Here is a 14,672-nt window from a genome sequence, read left to right as displayed (position 1 = left end):
CGGCACCATGGCCGATCTAGATTTTTCAAAACTGAAGGTCCTGATCGTTGATGACGACCAGTTCTATCGCGGTATCCTGAAACGCCTGCTGTTCCAGGCCGGCGTGCGCATGATTGCCGAGGCGGAGAACGGGGAGGCGGCCATATCGGCCATCACGCGCCTGAAGCCCGACGCGGTGCTTTGCGATATCGAAATGGAACCCGTTGACGGTATCGAGGTACTGCGTCGTATTCGCTCGATCGATACCCAGCAGATCGCAACTACCCCCATTATCATGGTGACCAGCCATGCGACCAGCGATCTGGTTAAGCAGGCGGTTCAGTATCAAGCGTCTGGGTATCTGGTGAAACCGGTCTCACTTACCGACATCCAGAAACGCCTTACCGTCGGCATTCAAACACGGCCTGAGGTATAATGGCCCTTGCCCAAGGCGGTTGGAATCCCCACATTGCGGGCAAATCAATGTTTTGATGGGAGAATTGCCCGAATGTCACTGACCAGGAAGGCACTGGCCGCAGTAGCCGTCGTGCTGATGACCGGTACCGCTGCCATCGCTGCACCCAAGGAGTTCACCACATTCCCCGCCCCGAAGGCCCGTCACGATGTGAAAGTGACGGTTGTGGCGGAGGGGTTGGACACGCCTTGGGCCATTGCCTTCGTGCCCGATGGCCGCATCCTGGTCACTGAACGCACAGGCAATGTCCGTGTGATCAAGGATGGCAAGCTGCTGCCGGACCCAATTGCCGGCCTGCCGAAAATTGAAGAACACCGCCAGGGTGGTCTGCTGGATATCGCGCTTGACCCGGACTATGCGCAAAATCGCTATGTGTATCTTTCTTTCATGGAGAAGGCTGTAAAAGGACCGGACGCCAAGCCGCGCGACCAGGACAAAGGTTACCGCACCGTCATCGCGCGCTTCACCGACGATGGCACAGCCTTTAAGGATATGAAGGTGCTGTACCGTGGTTCGTTGGTCGATAGTGGCCTGCATTTCGGCAGCCGCTTTGCCTTCGATAAGCAAGGCCACATGTATTTCGGAATTGGCGAACGCGGATCACAAGACCGGGCGCAGGATTTGATGGACGCGGCTGGCAAGGTCTTCCGCCTGAACCGGGATGGGACGGTCCCAGCCGATAATCCGTTTGTCGGTCGTTCTGATGCGCTGCCGGAAATCTACACATATGGCAATCGCAACCCCCAGGGTCTGGTGACTCAGCCCGGCTCAGGATTGATCTGGGAAAGCGAACATGGTCCGCAGGGCGGAGACGAGATCAACATCATCCGTCCTGCTACCAACTATGGGTGGCCCGTCATTACCTATGGCAAAACTTATGGCCTGGGCAGGAAGATCGGCGAAGGGACAGAAAAGGCCGGTATGGCTCAACCAGAGCTGTATTTTGTGCCCTCTCTAGCCGTTGCCGGCATGGCCTTTTATGAGGGCAGTACCCTTCCCTTTTGGCGCGGCGATCTGATTGTCGGCCTGCTTGCGGGCGGCATTGCGCGACTGGATGTCGAGGGTGATAAGGTTGTAGCCACCGAGCGGCTGCTGGAATCGGAGCTGCCACGCACCCGCGATGTGGAACTCGGCCCGGATGGGCGACTTTACGCATTGATCGAAGCCGGGGCGCCGGACGGTAAACTGGTGCGTATCGACAGAAAGTGATCACTTTGGATAGTGCGGCGGGGTCGGAAAAATCCGGCCCCGCCGAAATGGCATCCGAGGGATCTTAAAATTTTTGGATCACCAGAATTGACGGGCTGGTGTTGCAAAGCGTTCTTCAAACAGACACGGGGGTGGATGGTACAACGGGTCTGGGTTTGCCGTCCTTGCTCAAAGCCACGTAGGTGAAAACACCTTCGGTGACTTTATAGGCTGTACCATCGTAACGGCGCACCCAGACGTCCACACGTACCCGGATAGAGGTATTGCCAATCCGCTCCACCTCTGTGTAGCAATTCACCTCATCCCCAACCGCAATAGGTCGATGAAATTTCATCGCCTCCACCCCTACGGTCGCGACCGGCCCACAGGCAATGCGGATCGCAGGTGCGGCACCCGCAAGATCCATCTGCGACATAACCCACCCGCCGAACACCTGACCATTACCATTTAGGTCCGCTGGCATCGCAAAGGTACGCATGGATGGGGCGTCACGGTCGAAATCCGGGCTGCGGTTCTGGCTCATGTCTTGAAACTCCCTCTGTCATCAAAATGTAGGGGTCTATATCGTCGGGAGATACCGCATCTCCTTGAACAAGACCGCCACCCATTCCTATAATGACGCATGAGCGATCTCTTTCAGAACACCGCCGCCAAGCAAGACAGCTATTCCGCCCAGGACATCGAGGTCCTGGAGGGGCTGGAACCCGTCCGTCGCCGCCCTGGGATGTATATCGGCGGAACCGACGACCGAGCCCTTCACCATCTGGTAGCCGAAATCCTGGACAATGCGATGGATGAGGCGGTGGCTGGCCATGCCAGCCGTATCGACCTTGACTTGTCTGCCGACGGAACCGTAACGGTGCGTGACAATGGCCGTGGCATCCCGACGGACGAGCATCCAAAATACCCAGGCAAATCGGCTCTGGAAGTGATCTTCACCACACTTCATTCCGGCGGTAAATTCTCCGGCAAGGTCTATGCCACCTCTGGCGGCCTGCATGGCGTCGGTTCAGCAGTCGTGAACGCCCTTTCTGATCGTCTGCATGTGGAAGTGGCGCGTGATCGCCAATTGTTTAGCCAAACATTCTCGCGCGGTGTTCCGTTAGGACCGCTCACCCCGGCAGGTACGGTTCAGAACCGACGCGGTACCACGGTCAGTTTTCATCCGGATGCGGAGATTTTTGGGGCCGACGCCCATTTCAAACCAGAACGACTCTACCGACTGTGTCGATCCAAGGCATATCTCTATCGGGGCGTCGAAATCCGTTGGTCCTGCGATACATCCTTGATTGGTACCGACAGCGGAGTACCCACAGCCGAGGTTTTGCACTTCCCCAACGGTTTACTTGATTATCTGAACGCCACCTTGAAGGCGCGCGCCACCGTGACGCCACAGCCCTTTGCTGGTCAGGCTGATTTCCCTGGTGATGCAGGGCGGGTAGAATGGGCGATTGCGTGGCCAGAGGATGACGAGGGCTTCAGTCACACCTACTGTAACACCATCCCTACCCTGCTAGGTGGCACGCACGAGGTGGGACTGCGTGGCGCATTGACCCGCGGCATAAAATCCTATGGCGAGATGCTTGGCAACAAGCGCGCGGCCACCATAAGCGCTGAAGATGTGATGGAGGGGGCCACCATTCTTTTGTCGGTGTTTATCCGCGACCCACATTTTCAAGGCCAGACCAAAGAACGTTTGGTCAGTGCTGACGCGCAGAAGCTGACCGAAAGTGCCATCAAGGACCGGTTTGATCATTGGCTGTCTGGCTCCCCAGATGCGGCCAAGGCTTTAATTGAGCGGCTGATCGAAAAGGCGGAGGAGCGGGCGCGTAAGAAGGCCCAGAAGGAGATGGCACGCAAGACGCCAACCCGACGTCTGCGCCTACCCGGGAAACTGGCTGATTGTTCACGCCAGAGCGCGGAAGATACCGAGATTTTTATCGTCGAGGGTGATTCTGCCGGTGGATCGGCCAAGCAGGCGCGGTCGCGCGAAACGCAAGCCATTCTTCCCCTGCGCGGTAAGATCCTGAATGTGGCTTCCGCCAGTGTGGACAAGTTGCGCGGCAATCAGGAACTGGCCGATCTGGCCCAAGCGCTGGGATGCGGAACAGGAAAGGAGTTCAGCGTCGATAAACTGCGTTATGAGCGCGTCATTATAATGACCGACGCCGACGTCGATGGTGCCCACATTGCCTCACTCCTGATGACGTTCTTCTATCGTGAGATGCCCGGGCTGATCCAGCAAGGTCACCTTTACCTCGCCCTGCCCCCGCTCTACCGTCTGGCCGGCGGCGGCAACACCCGATATGCCCGCGATGACGCCCATAAGGAAGAGTTGATGAAGACCGTCTTCAAGTCTGTAAAAGGCAAGGTTGAAATCAGCCGCTTCAAAGGCCTGGGAGAAATGCCGCCGGCGCAGCTGAAAGAAACCACCATGGACCCGAAAAAGCGCACCTTGCTGCGCGTCGTGGTGCCGGATCAGCGTGACCCTGACCAGCAGGACGATGTCGAGGGAACCAAAGCCCTGGTGGAAAGCCTCATGGGCCGGAAGCCGGAACTGCGGTTCAAATTCATCACAGAGAATGCGAAATTCGCTCAGGACCTAGACGTGTGATGTTCATCACCAATGCCCCTTGAAACGAGCTGCTGCGGTGTTGACGGTTTCGGCGTGAGATCTGCGCGAAATGTCGAGTCTCTGTTGCTAGGCTGGAATATCGCAAGGTGTAGGCCGGCGCGGGAATAGGATCACGTCCTATGCCTTGCTGCGCATTGACCATGGATCTTTTGATAATTCCTGGAGGAACCCGTTTAGGGATTGTTTTGGATCCTCTGGCCACCACCCGCTTGTGCCGGGATCGGAATGGCGGAGGGGATGGGATTCGAACCCACGGTACCAGTTTCCCGGTACGACGGTTTAGCAAACCGTTGCCTTCAGCCGCTCGGCCACCCCTCCGCACCGTCTGCAACCAACCGGCATTGCCGGGGCTGCGTCGGTGAGAGCGGTGTTTAGTGGGATGAAGCGGGCTTGTCAACGGCGCTGCAACACCCCATTCTTAAAAAATGTTCCTGGCAGTGATGTCTGGTACATACCGGGACGGGGGCGGCCCGGTGATCTGCCGCTGTAACGCGGTTACGCACGGGGGGAACCCCGAGCCCTGATAATGGAGTTCGACACCATGTTCGGACAGAAAAAGCGCTTCGCCATCAAAAACACCGTAGCGATTCGTGGCGAAGGTTCCGTATACAGGACCGGCGTGATGGCCGGCATCCTTGGTTTGTCATTGATGGTTTGGGCGGCAAGCACCGCGGACGCCAAAGAAAGTGCCTGGGATGGTATCCCATCGGAAAAGGCACCCAAACTGGCAACCGAGGGGCTGACGGAGCAGGACCATCCTAACCTCGACAAGGTCTTCTTGAAGCCCGGCGTCAACCTCGCCGCCTATGGCAAGGTAATGTTGGCCCCGATGGATACCGCAATCGAGCGCCGCTTTGACGAGGTACTGCTGTCGGTACGCGAACGCGACCATGCGTTTGAATACATGACTAAGCAGCTGGAAGAGGCGTTTGGGCCTGCGATGGTGAAGGAAGCCGGACCCGGCGTTCTTAAACTGGCCATCACCTTCACGGACTATGTTCCAAACCGTTCCTTCCATGCTGAGAAGGCGAGTGGCGGTGGCACTGTAGACCGCGTCTACGCAGTTGGCCGCGCCGCCTTTCAAGCGACCCTAACGGACAGTCAGACGGGCCAAGTGGTAGCAGTTATCGCAGATGCCGATATGGGCCTGCCCTTCCCCGACAACATCAACAGCTACACGATTTATGGCGATGCGGATCGGTTCAGCCGCCGTTGGGCCAAGCAGATTGCCAAACTGGTGATGAGCGACGCCAGCAGTTAAGCCCTTCTGCGACTGCGATGGCTTGATCAGGCGCCGGTATCAAACCCGGCGCTTTTTCTGTGCGTGGCGCACAGGCCACCCCCGAAGGAATCGGGACTGCCACACAACATCCAAGCGCAGGCATAGTGCTTTCCGTTGCGCGTACCCCGCCCGCCCTTGGATGCCCATTGATGAACCGTATCCTTGTCGCCATTGTCGACCCATTCCTACTAGCCCTTCTGGCGACGGTGGGGTTGGCTGCCCTGTTCCCGGCCACGGGCCCAGCGACGGTCTTGGTTAATCACGTGGCAGATGCGGCCATTGCGCTGCTGTTTTTCTTTCACGGAGCCAAGCTGTCACGCGACGCCATTCTGGCCGGCATTGGCCATTGGCGCCTGCATCTGGCGGTGCTAGCCAGCACGTTTGGTCTGTTCCCGCTGTTGGGACTGGCGGCAGGCTTGCTGCCGGCCTCGGTACTGTCGCCGGTTGTCGCTACGGGCATCCTGTATCTGTGCCTGCTGCCCTCCACGGTGCAAAGTTCCATCGCCTTTGTCTCCATTGCGGGCGGCAATGTACCGGCAGCGATCTGTTCAGCCTCCGCCTCCAACCTGCTGGGCATCTTCATCACCCCGCTGATGGTGGGTCTGCTGATGCATACCGGCGGACAGGCGGGCATCTCGTTGGCAGCGCTGGAGGCGATTATCCTGCAATTGCTGGTGCCCTTCATCGCTGGCCATCTGGCGCGGCCTCTGATCGGCCAGTTCGTGCAGAAACATAAACAGACCATTTCCTACACCGACCGTGGGTCAATCCTGCTAGTGGTTTATTCCGCTTTCAGCGCGGCCATGGTTGAGGGGCTTTGGCACAAGGTAGCGCCGTCCGACCTGCTGGTGATCAGTGCCGCCAGCATCATGCTGTTGGCCATGGTCCTGGTCGCGACGGCACTGACGGGCCGTTGGCTGGGCTTCACAGTGGCCGACCGGATTGTGCTGGTCTTCTGCGGCTCCAAGAAGAGTCTGGTGTCGGGCGTGCCCATGGCGGGCGTGCTGTTCCCCGTGGCGCAGGTCGGCCTGATCATACTGCCGCTGATGATTTTTCATCAGATCCAGTTGCTGGTCTGCACCTGGTTGGCCGCACGGTACCGCCGATCGGCATAAAGAAGGCCGCCAAGATCGCCTGGCGGCCTTCGACCTCATACATACTCCTGATGAATGTCAGCCCTTAAGCTTGACCGCCAGGATTTCGTTCACCAAGGCCGGATTGGCCTTGCCTTGACTGGCCTTCATCACTTGCCCGACGAAGAAACCGAACAGCTTATCTTTGCCGGATCGGTACTCGGCGACCTTATCGGGGTTAGCGTCCATCACCTGGGCGATCACCGCGTCAATGGCGCCGGTATCAGTGACCTGACGCAGGCCCTTCTCATCCACAATGACGGCAGCGGACTTGCCCGTTTCCAGCATGAGCGCAAAGACGTCCTTAGCCAGACGACCGGAGATGGTGTTGTCGGCAATCAAGTCTATCAAGCCACCCAGATCAGCGGCGGAAATCGGTGATTCGGTAATATCCTTACCAGTTTTGTTCAAGGCACCCAGCAGGTCGCCGATGACAAAGTTGGCGGCAACCTTGGGATCGCGGCCTCTGGCCACCTCTTCATAGAAATCGCCACGGGCCTTTTCGGCAACCAGCACACCAGCGTCATAGGAAGGCAGCTTGTACTGCTCCATGAAGCGGGCCTTCTTGTCATCAGGCAGTTCCGGCAGGCTGGCCTTTATCTGATCGACCAGTTCCTGTTCGATCACAAGCGGCAGCAGGTCGGGATCAGGGAAATACCGGTAATCATGGGCCTCTTCCTTGCTGCGCATGGAGCGGGTTACACCCTTGGCCGTATCCCACAGGCGGGTTTCCTGCACGACAACTCCGCCCTCCTCGATCAACTCGATCTGGCGCTGGGCCTCATACTCGATAGCCGCATGCATGAAGCGCATGGAATTGACGTTCTTCGTCTCGGTGCGCGTGCCCAGCGGACCACCGGGACGTCGCACCGACACGTTGATGTCACAACGCATGGAGCCTTCATCCATGTTGCCGTCACAGGTCCCCAGATAACGGACAATCGTGCGCAGCTTGCGCACGTAGGCCACCGCCTCTTCCGGGCTGCGCATATCAGGCTTCGACACAATCTCCATCAGCGCCACGCCGGCCCGGTTCAGATCGACATAGGTCTTGGACGGATGCTGGTCGTGCAGCGACTTACCGGCATCCATTTCCAGATGCAGCCGTTCGATCCCCACCTCACGCGTGGCACCATCGGCCAGATCCAGGATGATCGTGCCCTCGCCCACGATGGGCTGCTTGAACTGGCTGATCTGATAGCCCGACGGCAGATCGGCGTAGAAGTAATTCTTGCGGTCGAAAACGCTGCGCAGGTTAATCTGCGCCTTCAACCCCAGGCCGGTCTTGATGGCCTGCTGCACGCAGAACTCGTTAATCACAGGCAGCATGCCGGGGAAACCGGCATCGACGAAGCTGACTTGGCTATTGGGGGCTGCACCGAAGGCCGTCGCGGCCCCGCTGAACAGCTTAGCATTTGAAATGACCTGGGCATGGACCTCCAGCCCGATCACCACTTCCCATTCACCCGTTTCGCCCTGAATCCGGTAAGCCATCGTCTCTGCACTCTGTGATAACGGAAAGACCAGGGGCTTTTCATGGCCGGATTCGGGGCAAAGGGCAAGGGGGTTGGACGTCATAGAGGGTTGAAGCGACACCACTACGCCCTGCCTTTGCATGTTTCCTCACGCACCGGGCACTGCCTTCGTCAGCTTTGGCTTCCCCGCACACCAGGGTGCGGGCCAACGGTCGCTGGCCTCCAGTGGCCTCGAATGACCCTTGGCTCAAAACCGCTTGGCCCCGCGAACCGCCACCGTCACGGCATAAAGACCGGTTGTCGCACATATATAGAGTCGATTACCGCGCACGCCGCCAAACTCTACATTTGCGACACGTTCCGGCACCCGGACCTGGGCAAGCAGGCTGCCATCGGGGTGAAAGCAATAAACGCCGTCCGCCTCTGCCATCCAGAGGTTGCCTTGTTCATCGCAGCGCAGCCCATCAAAGCCATTCTGGGAGGACACTGCGAAGATGCCGCCGCCACGCAGCCGTCCCTCTTCCCCAACCTCAAACGCGCGAACATGGCACGGGCCATCAGTAAAATGGGTATGGCCAGTATCCACGACATAAAGCCGCTTCTCATCAGGGGAGAAGCAGATGCCGTTAGGACGCACGAAATCATCAGCGACAACCAACAATGCGCCCGTCACCGGATCAAATCGGTAAACGTGGCAGCCACCGATCTCGCTCTCGGCTTGCTCACCTTCATAGATGTTATCAATCCCGTAGGTCGGATCAGTGAACCAGATGGTGCCATCGGATTTCACCACCACATCGTTGGGGCTGTTGAGGCGCCGCCCCTGCCAGCGGTCGACAAGGACGCTGATACTGCCATCATGGTCGGTGCGGGTGATGCGCCGGCCCCCATGTTCGCAGGTGACAAGCCGTCCCTGCCGATCCACCGTATTGCCGTTGGAAAATCCCGCTGGCAGGCGAAAGGCACAGACGGCCCCCGTCACCTCATCCAGGCGCAGCATGCGATCATTGGGGATATCGGACCAGACCAGGGTGCGGTGGGCCGGGAACCAAGCCGGTCCCTCCGCCCAACGGCACTCCCCATACAGCTTGTCCACCTGCGCGGTGACGTTCAGCACGGCCCGCGCGCGGGTACGGTCATGAATGATGAAATCGGCAGCAGACATCGGCACCGGCTCCGGGGACAGGAGAAGGGATGATGGAAAGGGGAAATATCATATTTTTCTGCCCCCTCTCGATCCGATTGAAGTTTCACGCAACCCCGCCCTTCGCTGCGGCGGGTGGACGGGTCCGCCCTGGCATGCCATGTAAGCAGCCCTATGCAACCTACCTGGAGTGTCCAGGACATGATGTCGCCCGCCGCCAATGACCTGCTGGTACTGGCCCTGCCCAAGGGTCGGATTCTGGATGAGGTGAGGCCGTTGCTGCATCATGTCGGCATCGTACCGGAAGCCGATTTCGACAATCCGAAATCCCGCGCCCTGAAGTTCGACACCAACCTGCCGCATGTGAAGATCATCCGCGTGCGCAGCTTTGATGTCGCCACCTTCGTGGCCTTCGGGGCCGCCCATCTGGGCGTGTGCGGCAGCGACGTGCTGATGGAGTTTGATTATCCGGAGCTCTACACGCCACTGGACCTGGGCATCGGCAAGTGCCGTATCGCAGTAGCCGAGCCCGTAGACTTGTCCGCCAGTGACGATCCGTCGCGCTGGTCGCATGTGCGGGTGGCCACCAAATATCCCGATATCACTCGCCGACATTTTGCGGCGCGGGGCGTGCAGGCCGAATGCATCAAACTGAACGGCGCCATGGAACTGGCCCCCAATCTGGGCCTGTGCTCACGCATCGTCGATCTGGTGTCCACCGGCACGACCCTGAAGGCCAATGGGCTGGTGGAGATTGAGCATATTGCCGATATCTCCTCTCGCCTGGTCGTTAACCGGGCGGCTTTCAAGACGCGCCATGGCGAAATCCAAGGCTGGATCGACCGTTTTCAGGAGGCCATCGGCAATGCCGGTTAAATTCTCCACCCGCGACGCCAGTTTCGAGGCCCGTTTCAAGGACCTGCTGGGCGCCAAGCGCGAGGTTCAGGAAGACCTGAACAATGCCGTTACTGCTATCCTGAACGATGTCAAGGCTAGGGGCGACGCTGCCGTCTTGGAATATACGAAGCGTTGGGACCGGCTGGAACTGACCGCCGATACCATGGCTTTCACGGCTGCGGAAATCGCATCAGCCGTGGCGCAATGTGACGCCGAAACGCTGGATGCCCTAAAACTGGCGGCCGCGCGGATTGAGGCGTTCCATCGCACGCAGCCCATCGAGTCCTCTTTCTTCGCCGATGCGGCCGGCGTGCGCCTGGGTGCCCGCTGGACCCCAGTCGGCGCTGTCGGTCTTTACGTGCCGGGCGGTTTGGCCTCCTACCCCTCATCGGTGCTGATGAATGCTATCCCGGCAAAGGTCGCCGGCGTACCGCGTATTGCCATGGTGGTGCCGACACCCGATGGGGCAATCAACCCATTGGTCCTGGCCGCTGCACACTTGGCCGGGGTAACAGAGATCTACCGTATCGGCGGAGCGCAGGCCGTTGGCGCGCTGGCCTTCGGTACCGATACGATCAAGCCGGTAGACAAGATCACCGGCCCCGGCAATGCCTTTGTCGCCGCTGCCAAGCGGCAGGTGTTCGGCACCGTCGGTATCGACATGATCGCCGGCCCGTCGGAGATCCTGGTGGTGGCCGATGGTCAGAATGACCCAGCCTGGATCGCTGCCGACCTGCTGTCGCAGGCCGAACATGACACCAGCGCGCAAAGCATTCTGATCACCGATGACGCGGCCTTTGCCGATGCGGTTTCGGCGGCTGTAGACGCCCATTTGTCGACCCTGTCTCGGGCAGAAATCGCCGGCACCTCCTGGCGCGACCATGGTGCGATCATTGTGGTGGACAGCCTCGATGAGGCGGTGCCGCTGGTGGACCGGTTGGCACCCGAACATCTGGAACTGGCCGTGGCCGATCCCGACGCGATGGCCGCCCGCATCCGCAATGCCGGTGCCATCTTCCTGGGCCGCTACACGCCGGAAGCCATCGGCGATTATGTGGCCGGTCCCAACCATGTGCTACCCACGGCCCGGTCGGCCCGCTTTTCCAGCGGTCTGAACGTGCTGGACTTCATGAAGCGCACCACTCTTGTCGGCTGTACCCCGGAAAGCCTCGCAAAGATCGGCCCGGCGGCCGTATCACTGGCCAATTCCGAAGGGCTGGGCGCTCACGCATTGTCTGTCGCCATCCGCCTGCGCTGACGGGTTCCGGCTTGCCAAGCGGGGGGGTGGACAGGCAGGTTAAGAAAAAGTGAAGACAGGAACCAGGGAGGGATGATGAACGCGCCACACCACCGCATCGTCCATGTGGAACTGGTGGAAAAGAATGTGATCCGCCGGAACATGGAAGTGGAGCATGAGCGCGCCGTTGCCCTGTTCGACCTCATGGACGAGAATCGCTTCTCCCTGGTAGAGACACCGGACGAAGGGCCGTTTCGCCTGTTCTTGTCGGCGGAGGATAACCGTCTGATTTTCGATGTACGCAAGGCTGATGACGAACCGCTGAACCGGCTGACCTTGCCGCTGACCCCATTCCGCACCATCGTGCGGGACTATTTCATGATCTGTGACAGCTATTACAAAGCCATCAAGACAGCGTCCCCGTCCCAGATCGAGGCCATCGACATGGGGCGACGCGGCCTGCACAATGAAGGATCGGAACTGCTGCGGGAGCGGCTGGCCGGCAAGGCCGAAATGGACCTGAACACGGCCCGGCGCCTGTTCACGCTCATCTGCGTGCTGCATATCCGGAATTGAGTGCCGCGTCGATGGCCGATATCAGCCCGACCCGCATCTCCTCCGTTCTCTTCGCTTGCACCTATAACGCCATCCGCTCACCCATGGCGGAGGGACTGCTGAAGCACCTGATGGGACGGCAAATTTATGTCGACAGTGCTGGCGTGCGTGAGGGCGAACCCGACCCATTCGTGACCACCGTTATGGCCGAGCTGGGGATTGATATGTCACGCCATCGTTGTAAGACGTTCGACCAGTTAGAAGACGATAGTTTCGACCTTGTTGTTTCGCTGTCCCCAGAAGCGCAGCACCGGGCCGTGGAAATGACCCGTACAACAGCATGCGATGTAGAATTCTGGAACACGTTCGACCCGACTTTGGTGGAAGGCAGCCGCGAGGCACGACTCGATGCCTACCGGCAAGTGCGCGATACTTTGCTGAAGCGCATGAAGAAGCGGTTCGGGATAGAGTGAGGCGCGCCCCAGCTTTGTCCAGCCGCCATCCTGCTGCCCAGCGTGTGAAACGCCCTTGCTTTGCGCTGAAAACACTTGACCCGCGCGGCTGTGGCGCTCACCTATGTGCGCGTTTTACCATCCCGAAATCAGGAAAAAATGGCCAAGGAAGATCTTATCGAGTTTTCTGGCACAGTCACCGAACTGCTGCCCAACGCGATGTTCCGCGTTAAGCTCGACAACGAACATGAAGTGCTGGCCCACACATCTGGCAAGATGCGCAAGAACCGCATCCGTGTGCTGGCGGGTGACCGCGTCAACGTCGAAATGACCCCGTACGACCTGACCAAAGGTCGGATCACCTTCCGCTTCAAGTGAGCGGTGGGATTTGACGATGAGCGTGCGTGCGGCGGCAAAGTCCGACCAACCCGGCATTGACCGTCCGCGCCTGATCCTTGCCTCGGGGTCCCCCCGGCGGCGGGAATTGCTGGCCCAGATCGGGTTGATACCGGATGCCATTGATCCGGCGGATATTGACGAATCCCCTCTGGCAGATGAACTCCCCTCCCCTCACGCCCAGCGCTTGTCGCGGGAAAAGGCGGGGATCGTGGCCACACGCCATGCCGGTGCTATTGTCCTAGCTGCCGACACAGTGGTAGGGCTGGGCCGGCGTATCCTGCCCAAAGCCGATGATACCGATACGGCACGCCGCTGCCTGAACCTGCTTCAGGGCCGCCGCCACCGTGTCTATACTGGCATCGCTTTGGTCGGCGCTGACGGCAAGACCTGGAACCGGGTGGTCGAAAGCCAAGTGATCTTCCGGACCTTGTCGCGCGATGAGATTGACCAGTATCTGGCCACCGGCGACTGGAAGGGCAAGGCCGGCGGCTATGCCATCCAGGGGCTGGCCAGCCTATTCGTGCGGCAGCTTTCCGGCAGTTACAGCAATGTGGTCGGTCTGCCACTGACCGAAGTCGCGGGTATTCTGCGCGCCGCCGGCATCGATGCGTTGGCCCTGGCCGCCGCCCAAGCCGAAACCGGGGGCTGATGCGCCGCCGGCTGCTGATCGATCAGCGCGGGCCCTTGCGGCGCTGCGCCATGCTGTCTGACGGTATCCTGACCGATCTTGCCCTTGACCACACGGAGCGCTTGGGTTGGCTGGGCGCCATCGTGCTGGGCCGTGTAACCCGCGTGGTGGCCGGCCTGGACGCCGCCTTCGTGGAATTCGGTGACAGCATACCCGGTTTCCTGTCCGCTGCCGATATCAGACCCTCCCGCCGCGACGCCCGCATCGGACAATTGCTGCGCACGGGTCAGATCGTCATAGCGCAGGTGAAGGCCGACGCCCATGACGGCAAGGGGGCGGTCCTGACCATGGACCTGTCGCTGCCCGGCCGGTTCCTGGTCCATACGCCGCTGGGCGGCGGTATCCATATCTCCAAACGCCTGGGCAAGGGACCCGAGGTTCAGGCCCTGCGCCAGCGCCTGTCCGCCACCCTGCCCAACCAAGGCGGCTGGATCGTGCGGGCAGAGGCTTTGCTGGCCGACCCCGCCCTGGTGCTGGGCGAGGCCGAGGCCCTTGTGGCCGACGCCTACCAGGTGCAGCGGGCGTCGGGTGGCACAACCCCCACCACGCTCCTTCCCGCTCCAGACGCCATTCGCCGGGCCCTGGTGGAGCTGCCGCGCGACGGGCTGATGGAGATTGCTGTGGAAGGGCCGGAGATGCTGGCGGCGGTGAAAGCCACCGCGATGGCCCTGGCACCCGACCTGCTACCCCTGATCGCCCCGCATAAGGGCGCACGCCCCCTATTCGATCAGGGAGACGTGGACAGCGCCATCGCCGCCCTGACTGACCGCCGCGTCGATCTGGGCCAAGGGGGATCGCTGGTCATCGACCGAACGGAGGCGTTGACCGTAATCGACGTCAATGGCGGCGAACGCGGCAACCCGCTGACCACCAACCTGGATGCCTGTATGGAGATTGCGCGGCAGCTTCGTCTGCGCAATGTCGGCGGCATCGTGGTGGTGGATTTCGTGAACATGTCGCGCGCGGGCGACCGGGAGGCGGTGATACAGCGCCTGTCATCGGCGGTGGCGGACGATCCGGTCGCTACCCATGTCTATGGTATGTCGCGCCTTGGCCTTGCGGAGGTTACCCGCGCCCGCCGCGGCCCGCCGGTGACCAACCTGTTGCTGTGA

At 60.1% G+C, this 14,672-nt stretch carries 15 protein-coding genes and 1 tRNA gene; 12 read left to right on the top strand and 4 right to left on the bottom strand.

What is annotated here, in order from left to right; all coding sequences use genetic code 11:
- Positions 1-7: 7 nt before the first annotated feature.
- Together CHU95_RS15395 and CHU95_RS15390 are read left to right on the top strand one after the other, a co-directional pair.
- Complete coding sequence (locus CHU95_RS15395; protein ID WP_094457172.1) at positions 8-415, top strand: response regulator transcription factor; 408 nt, start codon at positions 8-10, stop codon at positions 413-415.
- A gap of 72 nt (positions 416-487) precedes the next feature.
- Positions 488-1,663 (top strand): PQQ-dependent sugar dehydrogenase, encoded by a 1,176-nt coding sequence (locus CHU95_RS15390; RefSeq protein ID WP_245838296.1) that lies wholly within the window; start codon positions 488-490, stop codon positions 1,661-1,663.
- 115 nt (positions 1,664-1,778) lie between these two features.
- Here CHU95_RS15390 and CHU95_RS15385 read toward each other — a convergent pair whose 3' ends face one another.
- The gene (locus tag CHU95_RS15385; RefSeq protein WP_094457171.1) at positions 1,779-2,186 is read right to left on the bottom strand and encodes an acyl-CoA thioesterase; all 408 of its coding nucleotides are present in this window, start codon (positions 2,184-2,186) and stop codon (positions 1,779-1,781) included.
- A 99-nt stretch (positions 2,187-2,285) separates the two neighbouring features.
- Between CHU95_RS15385 and parE the strand changes: the two genes are divergently transcribed.
- Positions 2,286-4,277 (top strand): DNA topoisomerase IV subunit B, encoded by a 1,992-nt coding sequence (parE, locus tag CHU95_RS15380; RefSeq protein ID WP_094457170.1) that lies wholly within the window; start codon positions 2,286-2,288, stop codon positions 4,275-4,277.
- Positions 4,278-4,524: 247 nt separating this feature from the next.
- On the opposite strand, the gene CHU95_RS15375 is transcribed toward parE, so the two are convergent.
- A tRNA-Ser gene (locus CHU95_RS15375) sits at positions 4,525-4,616 on the bottom strand.
- Positions 4,617-4,839: 223 nt separating this feature from the next.
- On the opposite strand from CHU95_RS15375, the gene CHU95_RS15370 reads away from it, so the two are divergent.
- Both CHU95_RS15370 and CHU95_RS15365 read left to right on the top strand, forming a co-directional pair.
- Positions 4,840-5,559 carry a DUF3313 family protein gene (locus CHU95_RS15370; RefSeq protein ID WP_165772201.1) on the top strand — a complete coding sequence of 240 codons (720 nt, stop codon included), beginning with the start codon at positions 4,840-4,842 and terminating at the stop codon, positions 5,557-5,559.
- A gap of 170 nt (positions 5,560-5,729) precedes the next feature.
- Complete coding sequence (locus tag CHU95_RS15365; RefSeq protein WP_094457168.1) at positions 5,730-6,695, top strand: bile acid:sodium symporter family protein; 966 nt, start codon at positions 5,730-5,732, stop codon at positions 6,693-6,695.
- A 57-nt stretch (positions 6,696-6,752) separates the two neighbouring features.
- Here CHU95_RS15365 and gatB read toward each other — a convergent pair whose 3' ends face one another.
- Entirely contained in the window at positions 6,753-8,207 is a 1,455-nt protein-coding gene (gene gatB / locus CHU95_RS15360; RefSeq protein WP_094457292.1) for an Asp-tRNA(Asn)/Glu-tRNA(Gln) amidotransferase subunit GatB, read from the bottom strand.
- A 228-nt stretch (positions 8,208-8,435) separates the two neighbouring features.
- Entirely contained in the window at positions 8,436-9,353 is a 918-nt protein-coding gene (locus CHU95_RS15355; RefSeq protein ID WP_094457167.1) for an SMP-30/gluconolactonase/LRE family protein, read from the bottom strand.
- Between the two features lie 183 nt (positions 9,354-9,536).
- On the opposite strand from CHU95_RS15355, the gene hisG reads away from it, so the two are divergent.
- The 7 genes from hisG (at position 9,537) to CHU95_RS15320 (ending at position 14,672) form a co-directional block, all read left to right on the top strand.
- Positions 9,537-10,208 carry an ATP phosphoribosyltransferase gene (gene hisG / locus CHU95_RS15350; protein WP_094457291.1) on the top strand — a complete coding sequence of 224 codons (672 nt, stop codon included), beginning with the start codon at positions 9,537-9,539 and terminating at the stop codon, positions 10,206-10,208.
- The gene (gene hisD, locus CHU95_RS15345; protein ID WP_094457166.1) at positions 10,198-11,487 is read left to right on the top strand and encodes a histidinol dehydrogenase; all 1,290 of its coding nucleotides are present in this window, start codon (positions 10,198-10,200) and stop codon (positions 11,485-11,487) included. The genes hisG and hisD overlap by 11 nt, the downstream gene beginning before the upstream one ends.
- Positions 11,488-11,559: 72 nt before the next feature.
- Complete coding sequence (locus CHU95_RS15340; protein WP_094457165.1) at positions 11,560-12,042, top strand: UPF0262 family protein; 483 nt, start codon at positions 11,560-11,562, stop codon at positions 12,040-12,042.
- An 11-nt stretch (positions 12,043-12,053) separates the two neighbouring features.
- Complete coding sequence (locus CHU95_RS15335; RefSeq protein WP_094457164.1) at positions 12,054-12,494, top strand: arsenate reductase ArsC; 441 nt, start codon at positions 12,054-12,056, stop codon at positions 12,492-12,494.
- A 138-nt stretch (positions 12,495-12,632) separates the two neighbouring features.
- Entirely contained in the window at positions 12,633-12,851 is a 219-nt protein-coding gene (gene infA, locus CHU95_RS15330; protein WP_028097283.1) for a translation initiation factor IF-1, read from the top strand.
- 16 nt (positions 12,852-12,867) lie between these two features.
- Positions 12,868-13,521 carry a Maf family protein gene (locus CHU95_RS15325; RefSeq protein ID WP_094457163.1) on the top strand — a complete coding sequence of 218 codons (654 nt, stop codon included), beginning with the start codon at positions 12,868-12,870 and terminating at the stop codon, positions 13,519-13,521.
- Positions 13,521-14,672 (top strand): ribonuclease E/G, encoded by a 1,152-nt coding sequence (locus CHU95_RS15320; protein ID WP_094457162.1) that lies wholly within the window; start codon positions 13,521-13,523, stop codon positions 14,670-14,672. The genes CHU95_RS15325 and CHU95_RS15320 overlap by 1 nt, the downstream gene beginning before the upstream one ends.

The organism is Niveispirillum lacus (assembly GCF_002251795.1).
Classification (GTDB): domain Bacteria; phylum Pseudomonadota; class Alphaproteobacteria; order Azospirillales; family Azospirillaceae; genus Niveispirillum; species Niveispirillum lacus.
This window is presented reverse-complemented; position numbering and strand designations above follow the sequence as displayed.

Bases quoted from the DNA above. Each gene is read 5' to 3' on its own strand.
- gatB (WP_094457292.1), bottom strand. From the start codon at position 8,207: ATGGCTTACCGGATTCAGGGCGAAACGGGTGAATGGGAAGTGGTGATC.
- CHU95_RS15365 (WP_094457168.1), top strand. From the start codon at position 5,730: ATGAACCGTATCCTTGTCGCCATTGTCGACCCATTCCTACTAGCCCTT.
- hisD (WP_094457166.1), top strand. From the start codon at position 10,198: ATGCCGGTTAAATTCTCCACCCGCGACGCCAGTTTCGAGGCCCGTTTC.
- CHU95_RS15325 (WP_094457163.1), top strand. From the start codon at position 12,868: ATGAGCGTGCGTGCGGCGGCAAAGTCCGACCAACCCGGCATTGACCGT.
- CHU95_RS15395 (WP_094457172.1), top strand. From the start codon at position 8: ATGGCCGATCTAGATTTTTCAAAACTGAAGGTCCTGATCGTTGATGAC.
- CHU95_RS15370 (WP_165772201.1), top strand. From the start codon at position 4,840: ATGTTCGGACAGAAAAAGCGCTTCGCCATCAAAAACACCGTAGCGATT.
- CHU95_RS15320 (WP_094457162.1), top strand. From the start codon at position 13,521: ATGCGCCGCCGGCTGCTGATCGATCAGCGCGGGCCCTTGCGGCGCTGC.
- CHU95_RS15390 (WP_245838296.1), top strand. From the start codon at position 488: ATGTCACTGACCAGGAAGGCACTGGCCGCAGTAGCCGTCGTGCTGATG.
- CHU95_RS15385 (WP_094457171.1), bottom strand. From the start codon at position 2,186: ATGAGCCAGAACCGCAGCCCGGATTTCGACCGTGACGCCCCATCCATG.
- infA (WP_028097283.1), top strand. From the start codon at position 12,633: ATGGCCAAGGAAGATCTTATCGAGTTTTCTGGCACAGTCACCGAACTG.
- CHU95_RS15335 (WP_094457164.1), top strand. From the start codon at position 12,054: ATGGCCGATATCAGCCCGACCCGCATCTCCTCCGTTCTCTTCGCTTGC.
- CHU95_RS15355 (WP_094457167.1), bottom strand. From the start codon at position 9,353: ATGTCTGCTGCCGATTTCATCATTCATGACCGTACCCGCGCGCGGGCC.
- hisG (WP_094457291.1), top strand. From the start codon at position 9,537: ATGTCGCCCGCCGCCAATGACCTGCTGGTACTGGCCCTGCCCAAGGGT.
- parE (WP_094457170.1), top strand. From the start codon at position 2,286: ATGAGCGATCTCTTTCAGAACACCGCCGCCAAGCAAGACAGCTATTCC.
- CHU95_RS15340 (WP_094457165.1), top strand. From the start codon at position 11,560: ATGATGAACGCGCCACACCACCGCATCGTCCATGTGGAACTGGTGGAA.